Source organism: Paenibacillus caui, from assembly GCF_019904135.1.
In the GTDB taxonomy this organism is placed as follows: Bacteria; Bacillota; Bacilli; order Paenibacillales; family Paenibacillaceae; genus Fontibacillus; species Fontibacillus caui.
In genome coordinates this window covers 19,510-36,641 of record NZ_JAIOGQ010000038.1, presented here as the reverse complement: position 1 = coordinate 36,641, position 17,132 = coordinate 19,510, and the positions used below count along the sequence as shown (strand labels likewise).

Below are 17,132 nucleotides of genomic sequence, written 5' to 3'. Positions count from 1 at the left end.
GGGGTAGGCAAAAGCGACAATGGCATAGTAGCTTGAACGTAGTGAAAGCTAGCGCCTTTAGACGCGAGCCGGTAATAAAGGCTTATAGCCTTAGAGCAAACCACCCGTTTGACGGGTGGTTATGATTAGTGTTTTCGGGGTCCGAAGCAAAGTGCCTGAATCCGCATCGAAGTAAAAGCCTCACTTTGTGGGGGCTGCTTACTGCCGTTTTTAAGCCATAGCCGCTACATCCGCTTCAAATAACAGACGCTAAGCAAATGCTTGTGCAACCTTTTTCCATTGGCTTCCGTTTAGAAGATAACACTCGAACACCTAATAAACGATTAGAATCAGGAGGATTCCAATGATGAACGTATGGACAAAACGGTTGGGAGCGGTAGCGATTGCGGGAAGCTTGATCATGGGGGGGACGGCGGTTAGCGGGCTCCTGAATCAAAGCGTTCCGGCTTATGCGGCGGACAGCGATTCCACGGTGCAGAACACGATCAGCGTAACCGGAAACGGCAAAATATCGGTAAAGCCGGATCTGGCTTATCTGTCGCTGGGGGTTGAAACAAGGGCGGCAACGGCGAAGGAGGCCCAGAGCCGAAATGCGGCTGCTCTCCAAAAACTGAATACCCTGCTCAAAGACACATGGAAAATCGACGCGGCAGACATTAAGACCAGCCAGTTCTATGTGCAGCCGAACTATACCTACAACGACAAAGAAGGGCAGAAGGTGAACGGTTATATCGCGCACCATACGCTGCAGGTGAAATACAGACAGCTGGACAAGATTGGACAGCTGCTGGACGCGGCTTCGAACGCCGGCGCCAATAATATTGAGAATGTGACATTTACGGTAGAGAATCCCGATCAGTATCAGGAACAGGTTATTGCAAAAGCTATGACTAATGCCGGGGTCAAGGCGAACGCGATTGCCAAATCTGCAAACCGTCAGCTTGGCATCGTGCTGAATGTCGTACAAAGCGACAACAATAATATACCGTTATTCCAACAAAATCAGGCATATGCCAAAATGAGCGCGGAGGCAGATAGCGCAAGCACCTCCGTCGAGCCGGGAGAAATTACGGTAGAGACAACGCTGAGCGTTCAGTATGCAATGAAATAAGCGTTTGGAATTCAAAACTTTGGTGGACATATTCCCTGTTACGCGGAAGAGCTCTGCTTCATATGTTAGATTGTGAGAAGTAGAGCTAAGCGGCAAGGGAGGGGGAATATGAGCTACCAGTACACGGCCATCGGGGATTCGCTCACAACCGGCTTCGGAGCTTTGCCTGGAAATGGTTTTGTCCCTGTATACCGGAGGATGGCCGAAGTCCGGCTGAAGAGTTTCGTCGCTTACAGCAATTTAGGTGTCAACGGCCTGACCAGTGCGGAACTGGACCAGCGGGTAGGGCGTTCTGCGGCTTACCGCCAGGCGCTGCGGGCGGCGGATATGATTACCGTTTCGATCGGGGGCAACGATCTGATACGCGCCGCGCGACTAGCACAAGGGGGGAAGGGGAGCGTGCCGCGGAATTTGGCAGGCTCGCTGAAGGAGTGCAAGCGGCATTTCTCAAGCATCATGGGGAAGATTTACCGCCTGAAGAAGGGCGCACGCAAGCCGTATATCATAAGGGTCGTCGGGTTATACAATCCGTATCCGCAGATCGAGGAGGCTACGGATTGGGTCATTCAATTCAATCGTTTTGCTTCCCGGTATTCCAGCCGTGTGTGCGCATTCGCCAACATCTATTCGACATTTGCCGGAAAGGAAAAGGAACTGCTGTCGCTCGATCATCTGCATCCGAACGGACGCGGTTACCGTGCAATCGCAGAACAGTTGAATGCGTTCGGATATGGCCGATTGGGATAGAGAGCTTTTTACTCTTTTTTTACCTGCCGATATAACAAGCCTACTAAGACAAAAAGCGTCCTGTTCTTTTGAATCATTCAAGGAGAGCGGGACTTTTGCTTTATTCACATTTCTAACACCACATTTTGGAAAGTAGGGCTATAATAAATTGGGTAATTACATATTATATCGCTATACAAACAGAGGAGACTAATTGATATGCATACGTATAAAAAGTGGACAACTGCTCTGCTGGCGGCATCGCTGCTGCTCGGGACAGCTGCGGGATCCGCCCAGGCTGAGGCATCGGCTTTAGCCACGGCGAAGACGAGCGCAAACAAGGCGGTTCATTTGACTGTAAACGGAAAGGCTTTGCCGCAAAAGGGGTCGATGGGCAGGGGCGGCGTGCTTGTACCGCTTGCCTTTATCCGCGACGGACTTGGCCTCAAGGTTTCTTATGATGCCAAATCAAAATCCTACAGCATTGTCCGGGGGAATGTAATCGTTCAGCTGAAGCCGACGGAATACCAAACGGTGCAGGCGGTTGTGAATGGGAGCACGCCGTTTTCGGACTATGAGTGGAAATCTCAGGACGGGCTGGGTTCGGTATCGGTACATGTGCTGATTGATCATCTGGGGTACAGCGTACAGTGGAACAATGCTGCCAAGACTTTAGACCTTGTCCCGCAGAAGCTGAATGACGTAAAAATAACGGCGCAAAAGCTGGGTAAATCGGACCAGTATACGACGGTTTCGATTCAATATCCCGAGCTCAGCGGTCTTGCAGATACCGGCGTCCAGGATAGGGTGAACCAGATGTTCAAAAACAGGGCGGCTGCCTATGCCGAGGACTCCCTGAAACGGTCGGCCGAGCTTGGCCTTGGACCGATGGGGGCCAAAAATGAATTTGCCGGCAGCTATACGGTTGAATACAACCGCAACGGGGTCGTCAGCTTCCGTATGCTGAACTATGAATATACAGGCGGCGCCCACGGCATGAGTTACCTGGAGGGCATTACTCTGCGCCTTAGCGACGGCAAGCAGCTCCAGCTCAGCGATCTGCTGAAGGATAGTCCCGAATATAAAAGCGTGATCGATGCCAAGGTCGCAGCCAGACTGAAGCAGGATCCGGGCTACCTTGGAGGGTTTGAGACCATCGGCGACAAGCCCGGTTTCTATATCAAAGATGAAGGGATCGTCATCTTCTTTCAATTATATGAGTATTTGCCTTATGCGGCAGGATTTCCGGAATACTACATTCCTTTCTCCGCGCTGCTTGCGGAAGGGTCCGACCCGTTCGCCGGATGAATCGGCCCAAATAAAAACGGATGCTGTCACTTCCATGACGGCATCCGTTTTTATTTGAACAATCTGTTATGCGCCTTGCGGATTCACTTTCTCAATGACCTTGTCGATCAGACCGTATTCTTGAGCTTCTGCGGCAGACATGAAGTAGTCGCGGTCGGTATCTTTTTCAATCCGTTCAAGCGGCTGTCCAGTGCGTTCAGCAAGAATTTTGTTCAGGGAATCGCGCATTTTGAGAATGCGGCGAGCACGAATCTCAATATCCGTAGCCTGCCCTTCGGCACCGCCCAGCGGTTGGTGAATCATGACTTCGCTGTTCGGCAGCGCGTAACGTTTCCCTTTTGCCCCTGCATTCAGCAGAAAAGCGCCCATAGAAGCAGCCATGCCTACACAGATGGTGGAAACGTCGGATTTAATAAATTGCATCGTATCGTAAATGGCCATGCCCGCGGTAATCGAGCCGCCCGGGCTGTTAATGTAAAGGTGGATATCCTTGCCTGGTTCTTCGGCATCCAGGAACAGCATTTGCGCGATAATGGAGTTGGCTACAACGTCGTTCACTTGGGAGCCAAGGAAAATGATCCGGTCTTTGAGCAATCTGGAATAAATGTCGTAGGCGCGCTCTCCGCGGTTGCTTTGTTCGACGACCATTGGAATATAACTCACGATAAAAACCCTCCTAATAGTTGATGTGCTCATATATGAGCTTTAACTGCGGTTTTAACAGTATAATCCTATACAGTTCAGTCATTACAGGATTGACCAAAATGTCCGGCTCTAAACCCGTTTTGGGGGCGAAAGCCACTGTTAATAACCACATCATAAACAATTTCAGGCATAAAGTCAAAGAAAGTCAAACTAAATATACAAAAAAAGCCCGATTGATCGGACTACTGGTTAATCATATATTAGCCACCCTATAAGATGGACTAGCAGGTTTTTAAAATAATGGCGCGCCCGCGAGGAATCGAACCTCGATCTCAGGCTCCGGAGGCCTACGTCATATCCATTGGACCACGGGCGCACTTTTAAAGCCAACAAAATTTATTATAATCGGTCTCTAAATAAAATGCAAGTAAAAATTACGAAGAATAGCTCCATTTCCAGCGAATCCCTTGTCCCGCGTATAAGCGATGGAAATATTGCTTATTATACGGACGATGCACTTGCAACATAACAGGAAATTGGTTAAAATATCGGTGGGACTTAAAACGTTAACCCGGGACATTTTAGGACCATAGGAATGGAGAGATAGACGAAGCCGCAGGAGTGAAAACATTGCAAAATTTGTTGGAGATCCAAAAGCAGCTTCTGCCTGATCTTATGGACGTTCTCAAGAAGCGGTACATGATCCTGCACCAGATTATGCTGGAAGAGGTTATCGGACGGCGAAGCCTTGCGCTTTCCCTGAACATGACGGAACGCGTGCTGCGTGCAGAAACAGATCTTCTGAAAGCGCAAGGGTTGATCGAAATTGAGAATGTGGGTATGAGAATCAGCGATGCGGGACGTCAACTGTTAGAGCAAATGAAGCCGATCGTGAAGGAACTGCTCGGACTCGCCGAGATGGAGAAGAAGATCCGGAGCGCTTACGGCCTGCGCAAAGTAATCGTGGTCCCTGGAGACTGTGAATCCTCTGCAACTGCCAAGCGCGAGCTCGGACGTGCGGGAGCGAAAGCCCTTCTTGGAGTGATTGGCGAGAATGATGTCGTCGCGGTAACAGGCGGCTCGACGTTAGCTGAAATGGGACAGCAGCTTACGCCCCCGTCAGCGCCGATCAGGGGAAGCTGGTTTGTTCCGGCACGCGGAGGCCTAGGGGAGAGCTTGGAGATTCAAGCAAATACCATAGCCTCGGGCATGGCCAAGCGCGTAGGCGCTGAATATCGGCTGTTGCATGTGCCTGATCTGCTGGGAAAGGAAGCCTACGAGTCCCTGGTGCATGACCATAACATTCAAGAGATTGTTAGCCTGATTCGCCGGGCCCGAATTGTGGTTCACGGCATCGGAGACGCTATGGAGATGGCGCGCAGACGCAAGCTGGAGCCTAAGATGGTGGAAGAGCTTCAGAGAGAAGGGGCCATTGCGGAATCTTTCGGTTATTATTTTGATGAAACAGGAGCCGTCGTACACAAGATGTTAACTCTCGGTCTCAGACTGGAAGACATCAAGTCGACAGAAACCGTAATCGGGGTTGCGGGTGGACGGAGCAAGGCGAAGGCGATTCACGCGGTGCTGAAGTTCGGACACGAGGATATTTTGGTGACGGATGAAGCCGCTGCTGAAGAAATCGTCGAGGCGCTTTGAGCCGCAGAACATAGTTTTACTCATGACAGACCTTTAGGCCTGTCTTGAATAAATATAATAAATACATTACTTGGGAGGCTATATTCAATGAGTGTAAAAGTAGGCATTAACGGTTTTGGTCGTATTGGTCGCTTGGCGTTCCGCCGGATTCAAGAAGTGGAAGGTATCGAAGTAGTAGCAATCAATGACCTGACAGATGCTAAAATGCTGGCTCATCTGCTTAAATATGATACAACGCAAGGCAAATTCAATGGAGAAGTCGAAGTACATGAAGGTTTCTTCAAAGTAAACGGCAAAGAAGTTAAAGTTCTGGCTAACCGCAACCCTGAAGAACTGCCTTGGGGCGAGCTTGGCGTAGACATCGTTCTGGAGTGCACAGGCTTCTTCACTTCCAAAGAAAAAGCTGAACTGCACCTGAAAGGCGGAGCCAAGAAAGTCGTTATCTCCGCACCGGCTTCAGGCGACATGAAGACAATCGTTTACAACGTAAACCATGATATCCTGGACGGAACTGAAACTGTCATCTCCGGCGCATCCTGCACAACGAACTGTCTCGCTCCTATGGCTAAAGCGCTGAATGACAAATTCGGCATCGTTGAAGGTTTGATGACTACCATCCATGCTTACACTGGCGACCAAAACACACTGGACGCTCCGCATGCGAAAGGCGACTTCCGCCGCGCTCGTGCTGCTGCCGAAAATATCATTCCTAACACAACTGGTGCCGCTAAAGCGATCGGCCTCGTTATCCCTGAACTGAAAGGCAAACTGGACGGCGCTGCACAACGCGTTCCAGTACCAACTGGTTCCCTGACTGAGCTGGTTGCCGTTCTCGACAAAACCGTAACGGTTGACGAAGTTAACGCAGCTATGAAAGCCGCTTCCGACCCAGAAACTTTCGGCTACACTGAAGATGAAATCGTATCTTCCGACATCAAAGGAATCACTTTCGGTTCCCTGTTCGATGCTACTCAAACTAAGGTACTGACTGTTGGCGACAAGCAGCTCGTTAAGACTGTTTCCTGGTATGACAACGAAATGTCCTACACTGCACAGCTCGTTCGTACTTTGGAACACTTCGCCAAACTGGCTAAGTAATAGAGATAGCCAGGATACACCTGAAATCTCATAGAGCGGAAACATATTTTCTGTTTCCGCTCTTTATACATGAAGTTGTTTTCCTTCAATAATACGGAATTTAAAATTTGAGGGTTGCGGAGGAACGAGAATGAATAAGAAAAGTGTTCGAGATAGCGAAGTTAACGGCAAACGCGTATTCGTGCGCGTTGACTTTAATGTACCGCTCGAAGACGGAAAGATCACGGATGATACACGGATCCGTGAAACATTGCCTACGATCAAATATTTGATCGAGAACGGTGCGAAAGTGATTTTGGCGAGCCACCTCGGCCGTCCAAAAGGTCAAGTGAACGAATCGATGCGTTTGACCGCTCCGGCTCAGCGTCTCTCCGAGCTGCTTGGAAAACCGGTTGCCAAAGCCGATGAAGCTGTAGGCGAAGCTGTTAAAGCAAAAATCGCCGAAATGAAAAACGGCGATGTGCTTGTGCTGGAAAACGTCCGTTTCTATCCAGGCGAAGAAAAGAACGATCCAGAACTGGCGAAACAATTCGCTGAGCTTGCTGATCTGTTCGTCAACGATGCATTTGGCGCCGCTCACCGCGCCCATGCTTCCACTGAAGGCATTGCTCACCACCTGCCTGCAGTGTCCGGTCTCCTGATGGAGAAAGAATTGTCCGTACTCGGCAAAGCGCTCTCTAATCCGGACCGTCCTTTCACAGCGATTATCGGCGGTTCCAAGGTTAAAGATAAAATCGATGTGATCGACAACCTGCTGAACATTGCGGACAACGTGCTGATCGGCGGCGGCTTGGCCTACACCTTCTTCAAAGCCCAAGGCTACGAAATCGGCCAATCGCTTTGCGACAACGAAAAGCTGGATGTTGCGCTTGGTTTTATTGAGAAAGCGAAAAAGCTGGGCAAAAACTTCCTGCTTCCTGTTGATGTTGTTGTTGCCGACGATTTCAAAGCCGAAGCCAACACGAACATCGTGGATATCGACAGCATTCCTGCAACATGGGAAGGCGTGGACATCGGGCCTAAAACCCGCGCCAACTATGCCGAAGTGATTAAAAACTCCAAGCTGGTCGTATGGAACGGGCCGATGGGCGTATTTGAAATCGATCCATTCTCGAACGGCACACGCGAAGTAGCTGAAGCTTGTGCCGCTACAAGCGGATACACCATCATCGGCGGCGGCGATTCCGCAGCAGCTGCAGAGAAATTCCATTTGGCTGATAAAATGGACCACATTTCGACTGGCGGCGGGGCTTCCCTGGAATTCATGGAAGGCAAGGCGCTTCCAGGCGTAGTTGCCCTGAACGACAAGTAATTGGCAAGTTATCAATCTGTAAATAAAGAAATACTGGAGGTTTAAGCCGCATGAGAACACCTATCATTGCAGGAAACTGGAAGATGTTCAAAACCGTTTCCGAAGCCAAGGCTTTTTTTGAGGAAGTGAAGGGGAAAGCGGAAGTAGCAGGCGTTGAAAGTGTAATCTGCGCTCCGTTTACGAACCTCCCTGCCCTCGTTGAAGCGGCTAAAGGCACTTCCATCAAGATCGGGGCGCAAAACCTTCATTTTGAAGACGAAGGAGCGTTCACCGGAGAAATCAGCGGCAAGATGCTGAAGGAACTCGGCGTGGATTACGTTATCATCGGACACTCCGAGCGTCGCGCTTATTTTGCGGAAACGGATGAGACGGTTAACAAAAAAGTTCATGCCGCATTCAAATACGGCCTTACGCCGATCCCGTGCGTAGGCGAGAAGCTGGAAGAACGTGAAGCGGGCCAAACCAAAGCGGTTGTGAAAGTGCAAACGGAAGCGGCTCTGCAAGGATTGACTGCTGAACAGGCTGCCAAGGTCGTTATCGCTTACGAGCCAATCTGGGCGATCGGAACCGGCAAATCTTCCACATCCGGGGATGCAAACGAAGTTATTGCCTATATCCGCAGTCTGGTTAGCGAATTGTACGATAGCGAAACGGCTGGCAAAATCCGTATTCAATACGGCGGCAGCGTAAAACCGGAAAATGTGAAGGAATACATGGGCCAAAGCGATATCGACGGCGCGCTCGTGGGCGGCGCAAGTCTGCAGCCGGCATCCTACATCGCTCTGGTTGAGGGGGCCAAGTAAAATGACAGCAAAAGCTTCAGTACCAAGACCTGTAGCGCTTATCATTATGGACGGGTTCGGTCTTCGGGAGACAGTGGAAGGCAACGCGGTTGCCCAAGCCAAGAAGCCGAACTACGACCGGTATTTGAAGCAGTATCCCAATGCCACGCTGACAGCCTGCGGCGAAGCCGTCGGTTTGCCTGAAGGGCAAATGGGCAACTCTGAAGTAGGACACCTGAACATCGGTGCCGGGCGGATTGTCTATCAGGATCTGACCCGTATCTCCAAGTCGATCCGGGAAGGTGAATTTTTCGCCAATCCGACTCTTGTCGAAGCGGTTCGCCATGCGAAGAACAACGGCAAGAAGCTGCATCTGTACGGTCTGCTGTCTGACGGCGGCGTGCACAGCCATATTAACCATTTGTTCGCCATGCTGGAACTGGCCAAGAAGGAAGACATGCATGAAGTCTATATCCATGCTTTTCTGGACGGACGCGACGTGGCTCCGGACAGCGGCGTAGGGTATCTGAATCAGTTGATCGCGAAAATTAAGGAAGTTGGCGTCGGGAAAATTGCAACATTGTCCGGCCGCTACTACTCCATGGACCGCGACAAACGCTGGGAACGCGTTGAGAAATCGTACCGCGCCATAGTATACGGTGAAGGACCGCAGTATACCGACCCAGTTCAGGCTGTGAAAGAGTCCTACAACAACGAAGTGTTTGACGAATTTATGGTTCCGACGGTAATTGTGGATGACCAGGGCAACCCGGTTAGCACGGTGGAATCCGGAGATTCCGTTGTGTTCCTCAACTTCCGCCCTGACCGTGCAATCCAGCTGTCCCAGGTGTTTACCAACAAGGATTTCCGCGGCTTTGATCGAGGACCGAAGTTCCCGGAAGGACTGCATTTCGTCTGCCTGACGCTCTTCAGCGAAACGGTTGGCGGATATGTGGCCTATGAGCCGAAGAACCTGGACAATACACTGGGTGAAGTTCTGGTGCAGCATAACAAGAAGCAGCTTCGCATTGCGGAAACCGAGAAATATCCGCACGTTACCTTCTTCTTCAGCGGCGGACGGGATGTAGAGCTTCCTGGGGAAACCCGGATTCTGATCAACTCGCCGAAGGTTGCCACCTATGACCTGAAGCCGGAGATGAGCGCTTATGAAGTGGCTGCAGCGGCCGTGAAAGAAATCGAGGCCGAGAACTTTGACGCCATCATCCTGAACTTTGCGAACCCGGATATGGTTGGCCACTCCGGCATGCTGGAGCCGACCATCAAGGCGGTTGAAGCTACGGATGAATGCGTAGGCAAAGTGGTGGATGCTATCGTATCCAAGGGCGGAGTAGCCGTGATCATTGCCGACCACGGCAACGCGGATATGGTATTTGATGAGAACGGACGTCCGTTCACGGCGCATACGACCAATCCGGTTCCTTTCATTGTGACATCCGAAGACGTTGTACTGCGCGGGCATGGTATTTTGGCGGATGTAGCGCCAACGATTCTCGATCTGATGCAGCTGCCTCAGCCTGCGGAAATGACCGGACAATCCATGATTGCAAGCCGCAAATAATAAACATCCATATACATCGCTTCCTGAACCCGGGAAGGCTAACAACTAAATCAATCATTAAAGGAGAACAATAACATGACGATTATTTCTGACGTATACGCACGCGAAGTCCTCGACTCCCGCGGCAACCCTACTGTTGAAGTTGAAGTTTATCTGGAATCCGGCGCGATCGGCCGCGCTATCGTACCATCCGGCGCTTCTACCGGCGCTCACGAAGCCGTTGAGCTCCGCGACGACGACAAATCCCGCTACCTGGGCAAAGGCGTATTGAAAGCCGTTCAAAACGTTAACGAAATCATTGCTCCTGAAGTAATCGGCATGGACGCTCTGGATCAACTCGGCATCGACAAAATGATGATCGCTTTGGACGGAACGCCAAACAAAGGCAAACTCGGCGCAAACGCCATCCTGGCCGTATCCATGGCAGTAGCCCGTGCGGCTGCTGACGCTCTGGACCTGCCGCTGTATGTATACCTTGGCGGATTCAACGCTAAACAGCTTCCGGTTCCAATGATGAACATCGTGAACGGCGGCGCGCATGCCGACAACAACGTAGACGTTCAGGAATTCATGGTTCTGCCTGTCGGCGCTCCTAGCTTCAAAGAAGCGCTTCGCATGGGCGCTGAAATCTTCCACAACCTGAAATCCGTATTGAAAGGCAAAGGCCTGAACACGGCGGTTGGCGACGAAGGCGGCTTTGCTCCTAACTTCACTTCCAACGAAGACGCTTTGAGCTCCATTATTGAAGCGATTGAAAAAGCCGGCTACAAGCCAGGCGAAGACGTATTCCTGGGCATGGACGTAGCTTCGACCGAGTTCTACAAAGACGGCAAATACACGCTCGAAGGCGAAGGCAAATCCTTTACTTCGGCCGAGTTCGTTGATCTGCTGGCTTCCTGGGTTGACAAATATCCGATCATCACCATCGAAGACGGTTGCTCCGAAGACGACTGGGAAGGTTGGAAATTGCTCACTGAAAAATTGGGCAGCAAAATCCAGCTCGTTGGCGACGACCTGTTCGTAACCAACACCGAGCGTCTTGCTAAAGGTATTGAAGACGGAATCGGCAACTCAATCCTGATCAAAGTCAACCAAATCGGTACGCTGACTGAAACATTCGACGCAATCGAAATGGCAAAACGCGCAGGTTACACGGCTGTTGTCTCCCACCGTTCCGGTGAATCCGAAGACAGCACAATCGCCGACATTGCGGTTGCAACTAACGCAGGCCAAATCAAAACAGGTGCGCCTTCCCGTACCGACCGTATTGCAAAATACAACCAATTGCTTCGCATCGAAGACCAATTGGGCGAGCTTGCTCAGTACAACGGCCTGAAATCCTTCTACAACCTGAAGAAATAAGCTGTATAGGCTAAAGTCAGCCTAGACATGGCAAAAGACCCTGAAATCCGAATCCGGATTTCAGGGTCTTTTTTGCCGTACGGGCGGATAATGCTTAGAAAGTGCAGACGGATGAATTATTATTTTCGAAATCGTATATGGCTGCTGACCGGAGTAAAATATGAGGTATCTCATAAATAGAGGAGGAAATGGTATGAGACACGTGTTCCATTTAAATGCGGTATGGGATGGCGGTCGCAACAGCGAGGGCACCATAGAGTCCGGCAATTTGAAAACGGCCATTTCGATTCCACAGTCTATGGGCGGCCCGGGCATAGGCACGAATCCCGATGAAATGCTGCTGGGCGCCGCGGCAACCTGCTATCTCATTACGCTTGCAGCTACGCTGGAGAGATCGGGGATCGAAACGGAGAGTCTGACTCTTTCCTCTGAAGGTACGGTTGATGTCACCCATAATATTTTCACATATGAGCGGATTGTTCATCGTCCCCACATTGTCCTGAAGGCCGGAGCCGGTGAACGGGAAGTGGAGCGAGCCCGGTTGCTGGCGGGGAAAGCGGAAGGAGCATGCATGATCTCGCGCGCGGTGGCAGGGAACGTAGCCTTGTCCACCGAGCCTGAAATCCGGGTCGCCGGAAAGTGATATTCAAGCGGGCGGGATCAAGCCAATAACTTTGGGGCGACAAGCAAAAAGGCTGCAGAATGATGCTGCAGCCTTTTTGACCTACAGAAAGCATAAGCGAAAGCGCGATCATCATCCCTTGAGTCCGAAGGCGTCCGCGACGAGACGGTAAGATTTGAGCCTGGCCTCGAAATCGTAAATCGGAGAGATAACGAGCAGCTCATCGGCGTGGTAATCCTTCGACATACTTATCAGCTTGGCCTTAACCTGCTCCGGGGTGCCGATGACGCGTCTTTGACGTGCTGCCTCCAGGCGCATCCGGTCGTATTCCGTATAAGGATAGGCTTTAGCGGTTTCTACGGACGGAAGGTAGTGAAGCTCCATGCCGCTTTCAAGCGCCAAAAAATAAAGGGATACACTTGAGGCAAGGATTTCCGCTTCCTCTTCGGTATCGGCGCAGATCACCATCACCGCAGCCAAAGATTGGGCTGTCTGCTTCATCAGCGAGGGCTGGAAGCGTTCATGATACACCACCGTGGACTCTGGGCCGCCAGCCGTTCCAAAGAACTGGGCGAACGCATAGGATGCTCCAACCTCGGCTGCCAGCCCGGCTGTACCTCCGCTGGAGCCGAGCAGCCAAAGCTCGGGAGCGGTGGGAACGGACGGCGCGGCAAGAATGCCGGAAAACCGGTGATTACCCGGAACGGAGTCGTGAAGATAGGCGATCAGATCGATGACCTGCTGCGAATAGTTGTCCCCGTGATGGAATCTGCCTTCCTGAAGCGCCCGCGTGGAGAGCGGTCTGCCGCCGGGTGCGCGGCCGATTCCAAGGTCAATGCGTCCGGGATACAAAGCCTCCAGCAGGCGGAAATTCTCCGCAACCTTATAGGCGCTGTAGTGCGGAAGCATGATTCCGCCCGAGCCTACCCGGATCCGCGACGTATGAGACGCGAGATGGGCAATGAGCACCTCGGGGCTCGAATGAGCAAGACTGCGTGAACTGTGATGCTCGGAAACCCAGTAGCGGGAATAGCCGAGCTTATCGGCTTCCTGTGCGAGTCTCGTCGTGTTGGCGAGAGCCTGCATGGCCGTTCCGCCTTCATTTATATGCGATTGGTCGAGTATTCCCAATTTCAGCATCGGTTTCACCTCACCATCACTTTATCAGAAGGGATGGAACAAGGTCAAAATTGGAGTTATAACGAATTATAACTTGTGTTTCATAAAGCGAATGTGATAAAATATAACTGCTGTTTAAGTTTGGATTCTACAACGTGATGAATAATAGATGTTACTTGTCCTGGGAGGTGGATTGAATGGATATTTTCTTGAAAATACTGCTTGTTATCTTTTCCATCGGTTTGATTACGGTCGTTCTTCTGCAAAAAGGGAAGAGCGCAGGTCTTGCCGGTGCCATCTCCGGAGGTGCGGAACATCTTTTCGGAAAGACAAAAGCGCGCGGCATGGAACTGGTGTTGGAACGGGCAACCGCAGTTATGGCGGCTGGATTCTTCATTGTCGCTATTGTCGTTGCGATGTTTGAATAATAATGGACGGAAAAGCCTTCGGCCTTATAAGGACCGAAGGCTTTTTTTCTTATTGAGCCTCTGATGCTCCTGTCTGTACGTTTAGTTGGTTTCAAGCTCGGCCGGGAATGGCTTTGCAGGGGCTTCGGCCTACTCCGTGCTGATGTAAGGAGCGCCATTCTTTTTGTAATGCATATAGGTAGGGACAACGCAGCCTACGATCCGGCAAGGTCCAAACTATTCACAAACAGATTGTCCCAGGACTGCCAATTGGCAGGGCCTGTATTTCGCAGCTTTGACGGATGCAGCGGGTTAAATTCGTGTATACTAGTTTATATACATGGAAAAGAGGTTACTGGAACTATCCAATCTAATTATGGCTTCTGTTATGGACGGGCCTTCCTGAGGTGAAATGATGATTACCGAAAACGTACTACTCGATTTTATGCGGGAGACCGCTTATAAACCGATGACTTACCAGGAGCTGGAAGAGCATTTTCAAATTTCGGACGCATCCGAATTCAAGGGATTTTTAAAGCTGCTGAATCAATTGGAGCAGAGTGGAAAGATTGTCCTGACGCGGACGCAGCGCTATGGCATCCCGGAAAGAATGGACCTGCTGCGGGGCCGGCTTCAGGTTCATGCGAAAGGTTTTGCTTTTCTGATTCCCGAGGACCGCGATCATCCCGATGTTTATATTCATGCAAATGATCTGAAAAGCGCGATGAACGGCGATACGGTGCTGATCCGGGTCAACAGCAAGGGGCCGGCGGACGGCCGTCTTGAAGGCGAAGTGGTGCGGATTGTGAACCGTGCGGTCACGCAGGTGGTCGGCGTGTTCCAGCACCATGAAACGTTCGGATTTGTCATTCCGGATGACAAGCGCATTAATCGGGATATTTTTATTCCTGCCGAAAAAATAAGCGGGGCCGCAGACGGCGACAAGGTTGTTGCCCAAATCGTAACCTATCCGGAAGGGCGTTCTGCGGCAACCGGCGAAGTGACCGAGATTCTCGGGCATAAGGATGATCCGGGTGTTGATATCCTGTCCATCATCCGCAAGCATCAGCTGCCGGAGGCGTTCCCGGAGGACGTAATGGAGGAGGGGGCCGCCGCTCCGGATACGATTGACCCCGAAGAGATTGTCCGTCAGGGCCGCCGTGATTTGCGGGACAAGGTGATCGTGACGATCGACGGCGAGGACGCGAAGGATCTGGATGACGCCGTCAACGTCGAACGGCTGGAAAACGGCCATTACCGGCTGGGTGTTCACATCGCGGACGTTGGCTACTATGTCCGGGAGAATTCCCGGCTGGATCAGGAGGCGTACAATCGCGGCTGCAGCGTCTATCTGGTGGACCGGGTCATTCCGATGCTGCCGCACCGGCTGTCCAACGGGATTTGCAGCTTGAATCCGAAGGTGGACCGGTTCACGCTGTCGTGTGAGATGGAATTTGACGAGCAGATGAAAGTGGTTCGGCATGATATTTTTACAAGTGTGATTCGTACCAAGGAACGGATGACGTATACGAACGTCCGCAAAATTTTGCAGGATGAGGACCCCGAGGTGACCGAGCGCTACAGCGATCTGGTCGATACCTTCAAGGATATGCGCGATCTTGCGCTGCGGCTCCGCAGCAACCGGATGCGCCGGGGGGCGGTCGACTTCGATTTTGAAGAGTCCAAGGTCATTGTCGACGAGTCGGGCAAAGCGGTGGATATCGTCAAAAGGGAACGTTCGATCGCCGAGCAAATTATCGAGGAATTTATGCTCGCGGCCAATGAGACGGTGGCGGAGCATTTTCACTGGCTGAAGGTGCCGTTCATCTACCGGATTCACGAGGATCCCGATCCGGAGAAGCTGATGAGCTTTATGGCGTTCATTGCGAATTTCGGCTACTCTATCCGCGGCAAGGGCAACAAGGTGCACCCACGCGCGCTGCAGACGCTCTTGGAGGATATTGACGGGACGAAGGAAGAGACGGTCATCAGCACGATGCTGCTCCGCTCGATGAAGCAGGCGAAGTATGATGCCGAAAGCACGGGCCATTTCGGGCTTGCGGCGGAGTTCTATACGCATTTCACATCGCCGATCCGCCGTTATCCGGACCTGGTGATTCACCGGGTCATTCGCGAGGTGATCGAAGCGGGCGGCGCGCTGCCTGAAGACCGCCAGGAATATTTGGCGAGCCGAATGGGCGATATCGCGCAGCAGTCCTCGGAGCGGGAACGTGTAGCGGTTGACGCGGAGCGGGATACCGAGCAGCTCAAGAAGGCGGAGTTTATGCTGGACAAGGTTGGCGAGGAATTTGACGGCATTATCAGCAGCGTGACGAGCTTCGGCATGTTCGTCGAGCTGGATAATACGGTCGAAGGGCTGATTCGCCTTAGCGCGATGACGGACGACTACTACCATTTCCATGAGCAGCATATGGCGCTCATCGGCGAGCGTACGTCGAAGATTTACCGTCTCGGCGACGAAGTCAAAATCCGCGTCGCGAGGGTGAACATGGCCGACCATACGATTGATTTCGAGCTGGTCGACATGAAACCTCGCCGCCGCGAGGGCGGGCCGGGCCAGGCCGGCGGCTTCGGCGGTGGCAAGGGCGGCCGCGGCAAGAAAGGCGCCGCGGAACGGGCCGCGTTGTTTGGCGGCGGTGGCGCCAAGGGCGGCAAGGGCAAGGCCGCCAAAGGCAAGCGCGGCAAGCGTCGCGGCGACGTGCGCGGCGTGTTCGCCGGCCCGGACGATGGGATCGGGCCGGAAGGCGGCGCCCGCGGAGCTGCCGGGGGCGAGGCGGGCCGCCCGGAAGAGAAGCCGGAAGCGATTAGCTTCGGCTTCGGCTCGGGTAAGGGCGGCTACAGCAGCGGCTCGCCGCTAGGCTATTCGCGCGGCGGCGACAGCGGCCCTGGCGGCGGTGGCAAACGCCGTAAAAAAACGTCGCCGACCGGCATCTTTGTCGGCGACAACGCCGGCGGCAGCAGCGCCGGCAACGGCTCAAGCGGCCGCAAGAAGCGCAAGGGCAAAAAAGGCGGCGGCGCAGGTAAAGCCGCCGCCAACAACGCGACCGCCGCTTTTGTGCGTAAGAAGAAGTAGCATGCCTGGCGCGCACACTTTGCCGCTACGACCAGCTAGCCTGGGCGAGTATGCCGCGTGTGACCGAAGCAGTAAAGCCGAGCCTGCCGTTGCAAACGACATGACGACTTTTGACTATTCTGGCGCTGTTACGGTTTGGCTTTGACTTTAACAAGCATCCTCCGGCTGCGGGAGTCCATCCCGCAGCCTTGATTTTGCTTGCGCCAGTTGTTACAATTGGATTCTGGGATTGACGGGCCGAAGTAATCTTTTGGCTCTGATAGATCTGTCAGACAGGCGGATTTCCTGCAATTCCGGACCAAACAGCCACT

14 protein-coding genes and 1 tRNA gene are annotated in these 17,132 nt (G+C 52.3%); 12 read left to right on the top strand and 3 right to left on the bottom strand.

All coding sequences use genetic code 11. The features are described from left to right. The first annotated feature begins 343 nt into the window (after positions 1 to 343). The 3 genes from K7397_RS18695 to K7397_RS18685 all read left to right on the top strand — a co-directional run bounded on the left by K7397_RS18695 (position 344) and on the right by K7397_RS18685 (position 3,145). Positions 344 to 1,111, top strand: coding sequence for an SIMPL domain-containing protein (locus K7397_RS18695; RefSeq protein WP_337926761.1), 768 nt, complete (start codon positions 344 to 346; stop codon positions 1,109 to 1,111). Positions 1,112 to 1,219: 108 nt separating this feature from the next. Next, positions 1,220 to 1,858, top strand: a complete 639-nt coding sequence (locus K7397_RS18690) for a GDSL-type esterase/lipase family protein (protein ID WP_223069851.1) — start codon at positions 1,220 to 1,222, stop codon at positions 1,856 to 1,858. A 198-nt stretch (positions 1,859 to 2,056) separates the two neighbouring features. Then, a complete protein-coding gene (locus K7397_RS18685; RefSeq protein ID WP_223069848.1) occupies positions 2,057 to 3,145 on the top strand; it encodes a PdaC/SigV domain-containing protein in 1,089 nt (362 codons plus the stop codon). A gap of 66 nt (positions 3,146 to 3,211) precedes the next feature. Here K7397_RS18685 and clpP read toward each other — a convergent pair whose 3' ends face one another. Both clpP and K7397_RS18675 read right to left on the bottom strand, forming a co-directional pair. Next, positions 3,212 to 3,808: an ATP-dependent Clp endopeptidase proteolytic subunit ClpP gene (gene clpP, locus K7397_RS18680; RefSeq protein ID WP_337926760.1), complete on the bottom strand. Its 597-nt coding sequence runs from the start codon at positions 3,806 to 3,808 to the stop codon at positions 3,212 to 3,214. A 283-nt stretch (positions 3,809 to 4,091) separates the two neighbouring features. Next, positions 4,092 to 4,166, bottom strand: a tRNA-Arg gene (locus K7397_RS18675). A gap of 254 nt (positions 4,167 to 4,420) precedes the next feature. Here K7397_RS18675 and K7397_RS18670 point away from each other — a divergent pair. The 7 genes from K7397_RS18670 to K7397_RS18640 all read left to right on the top strand — a co-directional run bounded on the left by K7397_RS18670 (position 4,421) and on the right by K7397_RS18640 (position 12,222). Next, positions 4,421 to 5,446 (top strand): sugar-binding transcriptional regulator, encoded by a 1,026-nt coding sequence (locus tag K7397_RS18670; protein ID WP_223069845.1) that lies wholly within the window; start codon positions 4,421 to 4,423, stop codon positions 5,444 to 5,446. An 87-nt stretch (positions 5,447 to 5,533) separates the two neighbouring features. Beyond that, entirely contained in the window at positions 5,534 to 6,544 is a 1,011-nt protein-coding gene (gap, locus tag K7397_RS18665) for a type I glyceraldehyde-3-phosphate dehydrogenase (protein WP_223069841.1), read from the top strand. 130 nt (positions 6,545 to 6,674) lie between these two features. Next, positions 6,675 to 7,856, top strand: a complete 1,182-nt coding sequence (locus K7397_RS18660; RefSeq protein WP_223069840.1) for a phosphoglycerate kinase — start codon at positions 6,675 to 6,677, stop codon at positions 7,854 to 7,856. Positions 7,857 to 7,906: 50 nt separating this feature from the next. Beyond that, complete coding sequence (tpiA, locus tag K7397_RS18655; protein ID WP_223069837.1) at positions 7,907 to 8,659, top strand: triose-phosphate isomerase; 753 nt, start codon at positions 7,907 to 7,909, stop codon at positions 8,657 to 8,659. Position 8,660: 1 nt separating this feature from the next. Then, entirely contained in the window at positions 8,661 to 10,217 is a 1,557-nt protein-coding gene (gpmI, locus tag K7397_RS18650) for a 2,3-bisphosphoglycerate-independent phosphoglycerate mutase (protein ID WP_223069835.1), read from the top strand. Positions 10,218 to 10,292: 75 nt separating this feature from the next. Continuing rightward, positions 10,293 to 11,579: a phosphopyruvate hydratase gene (gene eno, locus K7397_RS18645; RefSeq protein ID WP_223069834.1), complete on the top strand. Its 1,287-nt coding sequence runs from the start codon at positions 10,293 to 10,295 to the stop codon at positions 11,577 to 11,579. A 193-nt stretch (positions 11,580 to 11,772) separates the two neighbouring features. Continuing rightward, positions 11,773 to 12,222: an OsmC family protein gene (locus K7397_RS18640; RefSeq protein ID WP_223069833.1), complete on the top strand. Its 450-nt coding sequence runs from the start codon at positions 11,773 to 11,775 to the stop codon at positions 12,220 to 12,222. A 111-nt stretch (positions 12,223 to 12,333) separates the two neighbouring features. Here the strand turns inward: K7397_RS18640 and K7397_RS18635 are convergent, their stop codons facing one another. After that, the gene (locus K7397_RS18635) at positions 12,334 to 13,341 is read right to left on the bottom strand and encodes an LLM class flavin-dependent oxidoreductase (RefSeq protein ID WP_223069832.1); all 1,008 of its coding nucleotides are present in this window, start codon (positions 13,339 to 13,341) and stop codon (positions 12,334 to 12,336) included. 176 nt (positions 13,342 to 13,517) lie between these two features. Here K7397_RS18635 and secG point away from each other — a divergent pair, with 176 nt between their 5' ends. Both secG and rnr read left to right on the top strand, forming a co-directional pair. Next, positions 13,518 to 13,748 (top strand): preprotein translocase subunit SecG, encoded by a 231-nt coding sequence (secG, locus tag K7397_RS18630; protein ID WP_223069831.1) that lies wholly within the window; start codon positions 13,518 to 13,520, stop codon positions 13,746 to 13,748. A gap of 394 nt (positions 13,749 to 14,142) precedes the next feature. Then, a complete protein-coding gene (gene rnr, locus K7397_RS18625) occupies positions 14,143 to 16,821 on the top strand; it encodes a ribonuclease R (protein WP_223069853.1) in 2,679 nt (892 codons plus the stop codon). The last annotated feature ends 311 nt before the right edge of the window (positions 16,822 to 17,132 follow it).

What these genes read in the sequence shown, in the direction of transcription:
- gpmI (WP_223069835.1), top strand. Translation starts at nt 8,661, where the DNA reads ATGACAGCAAAAGCTTCAGTACCAAGACCTGTAGCGCTTATCATTATG.
- K7397_RS18640 (WP_223069833.1), top strand. Translation starts at nt 11,773, where the DNA reads ATGAGACACGTGTTCCATTTAAATGCGGTATGGGATGGCGGTCGCAAC.
- K7397_RS18660 (WP_223069840.1), top strand. Translation starts at nt 6,675, where the DNA reads ATGAATAAGAAAAGTGTTCGAGATAGCGAAGTTAACGGCAAACGCGTA.
- K7397_RS18690 (WP_223069851.1), top strand. Translation starts at nt 1,220, where the DNA reads ATGAGCTACCAGTACACGGCCATCGGGGATTCGCTCACAACCGGCTTC.
- eno (WP_223069834.1), top strand. Translation starts at nt 10,293, where the DNA reads ATGACGATTATTTCTGACGTATACGCACGCGAAGTCCTCGACTCCCGC.
- K7397_RS18695 (WP_337926761.1), top strand. Translation starts at nt 344, where the DNA reads ATGATGAACGTATGGACAAAACGGTTGGGAGCGGTAGCGATTGCGGGA.
- K7397_RS18635 (WP_223069832.1), bottom strand. Translation starts at nt 13,341, where the DNA reads ATGCTGAAATTGGGAATACTCGACCAATCGCATATAAATGAAGGCGGA.
- gap (WP_223069841.1), top strand. Translation starts at nt 5,534, where the DNA reads ATGAGTGTAAAAGTAGGCATTAACGGTTTTGGTCGTATTGGTCGCTTG.
- rnr (WP_223069853.1), top strand. Translation starts at nt 14,143, where the DNA reads ATGATTACCGAAAACGTACTACTCGATTTTATGCGGGAGACCGCTTAT.
- tpiA (WP_223069837.1), top strand. Translation starts at nt 7,907, where the DNA reads ATGAGAACACCTATCATTGCAGGAAACTGGAAGATGTTCAAAACCGTT.
- secG (WP_223069831.1), top strand. Translation starts at nt 13,518, where the DNA reads ATGGATATTTTCTTGAAAATACTGCTTGTTATCTTTTCCATCGGTTTG.
- K7397_RS18685 (WP_223069848.1), top strand. Translation starts at nt 2,057, where the DNA reads ATGCATACGTATAAAAAGTGGACAACTGCTCTGCTGGCGGCATCGCTG.